We start from the raw sequence: 5,075 nt of genomic DNA on the forward strand, positions 1-5,075 counted from the left end.
GTAGTATCCCTTGCTGGTATTCTCGATCCGGTCACGGCCATCCCATGCAAAGGAAAGGCTGAGTCTGTTGCTGAACTTCCAACTATCGCCATACAACTTGATCAAGCGTTCATAAGGGTCGTAAACCGAATGGTTATAGTCAGCATAGTTAAGCCCGATGGAAAGCCCTCCTCCTACGGTGAGGGAACCTGGACGGAACATGAAGGTATAACCGGTGTTATATCCAAGGGATATTCGGTAGTACAGATAACTCATCAGATCAGAGTTGGCAGGAAGTGCCTTGTCTGCTGCCAGGTAGCTGAGATAACTGTCATAGCCAAGTGGATATGCATTATCCTCCAATATGGCAACATCATGACCGGTATAGTATTCACTACCAATTCCCCGTTGCAGGACGCTCTGCTTCTTGCTTCTCTCAAAGTTGAAACTCAAGCCATTCGACCAGCGGTAATCCTTGAACCATCCATCAGTAAATGATATGGAAAAATTTTGGGTGTCAGGACTCAGGTTTGTGGTGATTGCAAGGTCTCGGCCGGTTCCTCCCAGGTTCTTGTCAGACCATTGAAGGAATCCTGAAACAGGAAATCCGTCAACATTTCCACCAAAGGTGGCACCGAACTGGATATCCATCTGGTTTCCTTCAACGACGGTGTACACAGGAACAACGGTGCCTTCCTCACTGCCATTGATAATGTCAAACTGAACATCGGTTACAATCAATGTGTTGTAGATGTTTTGTGCGCTTCGGATCAAGGCTTCCTTGCTGAATATATCTCCGCGACTGAAAGTCAATTCGCGTTCAAACACATACGGTTTTGTCTTGGTAAGCCCCTCGATACGGATATCTTCCACAATGGCCTGTTGGTTTTCCTGCACAGTGAGGATGAAGGTAATGACCTTGTTCTCTTCATCACGTACCATATCACTGGAAATGAGATTGAAGATGTACCCATTGTTCCAGTAGAGGTCAGTCACTGCCTCAATCTCTTTCTGGACACGGCTGATATCGAGAACAGCACCTTCTTTCATGCTGATGAGGTCCTGGAACTGTTCATCACTGAATACAGTATTTCCTTCTACCTCGATACCACCAAATTTCCACTGTTCCCCTTCCTCAATCTGGTAGATGACCCTTAGTCTTGTATATTCATCGTCCTCTCTACTGATATCTTCTGTTCTCACCTCTGAGATGGCAGCATCGACAAAACCATTACTCTGATAGAAGGTGATAAGGTTCTGTTTGTCAGTCTCTATGGTTGATGGATTGTAGTAACCGCTATTGAAGTAACTGATGGTCTTTGAGAAAAGTTGTTTCTCAAGCTGGTCACTTGCAAGGGTTGTATTGCCCTCAAAGGTAATCTCGCCAATTCTCTTCTGCTTGTTCTCTATAATGGTGAATACCAGGCTCACTGTATTGGTGGTTTCATCAATCTCATAAGAAGAAGAAATTTCCGTATCGGCATAGCCTTTCTCTTCATAGAGCTTTCTGATCTCTTCCTTGGAACGTTCAATATTCTGCTCCTGCAGGAATGTGCCTTCCCCACTGAGGAGAACTTCCTCGATATTTTTCGTCTTTATTCCTGTATTGCCTTCAATCGCAACCTGATTGATATAGGGCAATTCATAAAAATCCATGACTATTTCAAGTTCATTATTGCCCTCCCCTGTTCGTTGTGCTTCTGCAAGGAAATATGAAAAATAATCCAGAGCATAGAGCTCTCCTTGCAATTCATTGAACAACTCATCAGTAAAAGGTTCATCCAAGTATGCATATTGAATATCCAAGATTGTGCTTTCATCGACATTCTGCAAGCCTGTATTGGAGAAGGATGCAATTCTCTTGCCTATGTACCATGGGGCCTCTTCAGCGGCACTCAACAGGGAAAGGGAAAAAAGAATGATAAGGATTGCGCAAAAGAAACGGCGCGATTTCCGCATGTTCATGATAGCTCCTCGTATATGCTTGTTTAACGCAGAACAAACCTTCTGGTTACACTAAAACCAATGGTATCTAAAATATTGATAAACGACAACTCATTAGGTTGGGTAAAGAAGGAGAATGTCCCTATGGGATTCTGCCAGTCAAGTGACAGTTCTAGATCAAGAGAAAGATCGGGGGAAATGAACGTTCTGGTAGCTTTTGTTCCATCTGTGGCAGTAAGGTGGACCAATGCTTGCAGGAAGAATTGCTCACCTACGTACTTACCCATGAATATGGTGGTATTGTTCAGATATCGAGCAAGGGGACTGAGGTTGGCCAAGCTTCCTCCAGGAAGAGCATCGATGAGTATATTCTGGAGGATATTGCTTCGGATGGAGAACATATCAAGTCCCAAAGAGATGCGGATTGAATCGGTAAGCAATGTTGATTGACTGGTCTGCAAATATCCCAGTCGTTCAGCAACATCGGTAGCTGCTGCTGCAAGACTTGCAACACTGTAGAGGTTTACCTGTCCATACGCTCCGGTAGGAAGGATTGACTGACCAAGGATCTCGAGTATTTCGTTCACATCCTTAGGTGGTGTCGATTCGAATTGTGGGTTAAGGTTTGTGAGGCTTGACTCACGGAGTACCAGGAAGATATCCACCCTATTCCCCTGCGCATCAAAATCCGTCAATTTTGCTCTCAGGTTGATGGTTGGCTGGATGGTGTTCTGCCCGGAGAGAGCATCGGTGTGAAGTGAAAGTGATCCTTCAGTGATAAAGAAGTTTTTCTGGAAGTAGTAGAACTCTCCACTCCTGAACGATAGGTTCCCATCGATGACAAATTCATCGGTAATATGATCGTAGGTAAAATTGATGTTCTGGTTTTCCGTGATGGTTGCCTGGATGAATGGATTCGGTGTATTTGGATAGAAGAAGGAGACATTTCTTCCGGTTACCACCGAGAAATCGGTAGTCGTGAGGTTGTTTGCCACATACCAGTATGGAAGATCCTTGATTCCCAAGCTGATCGTAGTGTCCTGGATGGTAACCTCTCCATCGAGCCATGTCTCAAAGCCCACACCAAATAGGTTGAAGGTGCCCCCGGCATAGGTGCGGATATCAACATCAAAACCTTGCATGGGAATCCATACATAGAGCATCTCATTGCCACTGTCAGCATGTATCTCGTAATTGAGTAGACGCAATCCATCGAAATTTGCTCCAAGGTTGCCGTAGCCTTCAACGGTTTTTCCTGTAATCTTGTTGGTCGAGAAGAATGGAGTATTCGGGGTGATCGCTCGTGTCCCATCCAAGGTGGCGGTAATATTCTTCATGGTAATGATATCTTCAGGCAGCCAGAACAGTTCCATTCTGGCCGAATTCACAGAAACCTGCCCATAGAGACGTGGGGAAGCCTTGCTGCCACCCAAGAATACTTCCCCTTCTGCAATGCCGTCCAGGAAACTGAACACTGGTTTGAGGAATGTGCGGTTGAGCAGGTCCAATGGAAAATGTATATCCTCGATGAGGAGTCCGAAGTCTTCATCTGCAAGAGATCCTTCGACAGATAAGCCGATACCAAATGCTGGATCTGCTGCTCCGATGATGTGTTGTGTTGTAAGGTCATAGTTGAATGAGAGGAGATCGCTTTCTATGGAAAGTCTTGGATTGTCGAGAGAGAGTGCATATACACCGTCAGCGATCCCTCCCTCGCCGTACAAGAGAAGGTCTGAGAGGGAAAGCACAGCCTTTGCCCTCCCTTCCCTGATCGGGGCAAGTGCTGAAGGAAGATCAAAGAGTGTTTCCATCTTCCCGAGATCGAGTGCCAAGGTATAGTTGGCTTTGCTTTGTTGATCTTTGTAGGAGAGATGGCGGATATGGGATAACACTCCTTCACTCAAGGCTTTATTCCCATTGATCAACAACAGATTGCCTGTATAGGAAAGATCTCCTTGCAAGAATTGTGAGTCAAATAGGTTGAACGTTGAGTCACTTGCTTCAATCTTGGTAGAGAATGTACCCTCTCCTTTTCTTACCTCCAGCAACCCATCTGCACTGATGGTTTGCTTGAGATCGGTATAGCCCAGGATATCCAGATTGACCACCATACCCTCACCAATTGTAGAGAATCTATCGAGTGGCAGTTCTGTAAGCTTGACCACGGTACTGATACGCTGCTCTTCACCCATCAGAGAGATGGCAATCTTCCTCTCATCATTGGACTCCAAGGTAAACGACGCATCGAATGGTGCAAGGAAGGATTGCGTAGCCAAGGTAAGGAAATCAGTCCCCCTGTAGGAGAGTTCACTCTTCAGTTCTGTTCCCTGTTCATCAGTCAGTAAGATTTCGGACAGGGTGATATTCTCCTGCGTTATCGATACAGGTGTCTGTAGTGTATATATGTGACCTTGGAACACGACATTGCCTATAGTGAGAAGATCACTTTCAATGCTCCAGCTGCGAGCATTGTTGAATGCCAGTTGCGAATCACCAGATATCTCGGCATTTGCAAAGAATCCCCGATTGGGGAGTGTCAGTCCATTGCTGGTGACGTCAGCCACAATAGGTGGAGCAAGGTTCGTGCTTAGAGAAAATGCATCTTCTTGCTTGATGCTAAGTTGTAATGTGCTGGTCTGCAAAAGGAACGAGAAAGGATAGAGCGTTTCGAAAATTCCAAGCTGGGCATCTCCAATGAGCAGATTATGCGGGGATGAACTTACAATCCCTTCAATGAAGAGGGATTGTTCAAACGGGGTGGTCATCTTGAACCGATACTGCTTTGGTGGTTCATCGAAGAAATTGATGCTTCCAAGCAATTGTCCATCAAGGCTCCTGAAAAGATCCAATTGTCCACTGGGGAGCCAGTCATATAAGTCGGTTTTTCCTGTGTACACCAGTCTGTATCCACTGGTAGCAATGGTCAAGGCCTCTACATCAAGCACATCCTTCTTTACATACCCTTGGAAAATGAATCCTGCATCGAGTTCAACCTTTCCGATTTTCATCTGCCGAAGCGCTAGGTCGATGGCAAGGGTGCCGTCAAATGGCATGACACTTCCCTGACCAGTTTCTGACTGGAATGAAATATTACCGGTAAGGTTTGTCGCTTCATCGTAGTACGGTTGCAAGAATGAGGCATAGCGGAAGAC

2 protein-coding genes are annotated in these 5,075 nt (G+C 45.6%); both read right to left on the bottom strand.

Translation table 11 applies throughout. The features are described 5' to 3' along the window. Window positions 1-1,944 (bottom strand): outer membrane protein assembly factor BamA (gene bamA, locus JF818_RS08835; RefSeq protein ID WP_198891648.1); only part of this gene is annotated, 1,944 nt, incomplete at its 3' end. A 23-nt stretch (window positions 1,945-1,967) separates the two neighbouring features. Beyond that, a partial coding sequence (locus JF818_RS08840; RefSeq protein WP_233066937.1) for a hypothetical protein occupies window positions 1,968-5,075 on the bottom strand: 3,108 nt, incomplete at its 5' end.

It is taken from the genome of Sphaerochaeta sp. S2, assembly GCF_016406725.1.
Taxonomy (GTDB): Bacteria; Spirochaetota; Spirochaetia; order Sphaerochaetales; family Sphaerochaetaceae; genus Sphaerochaeta.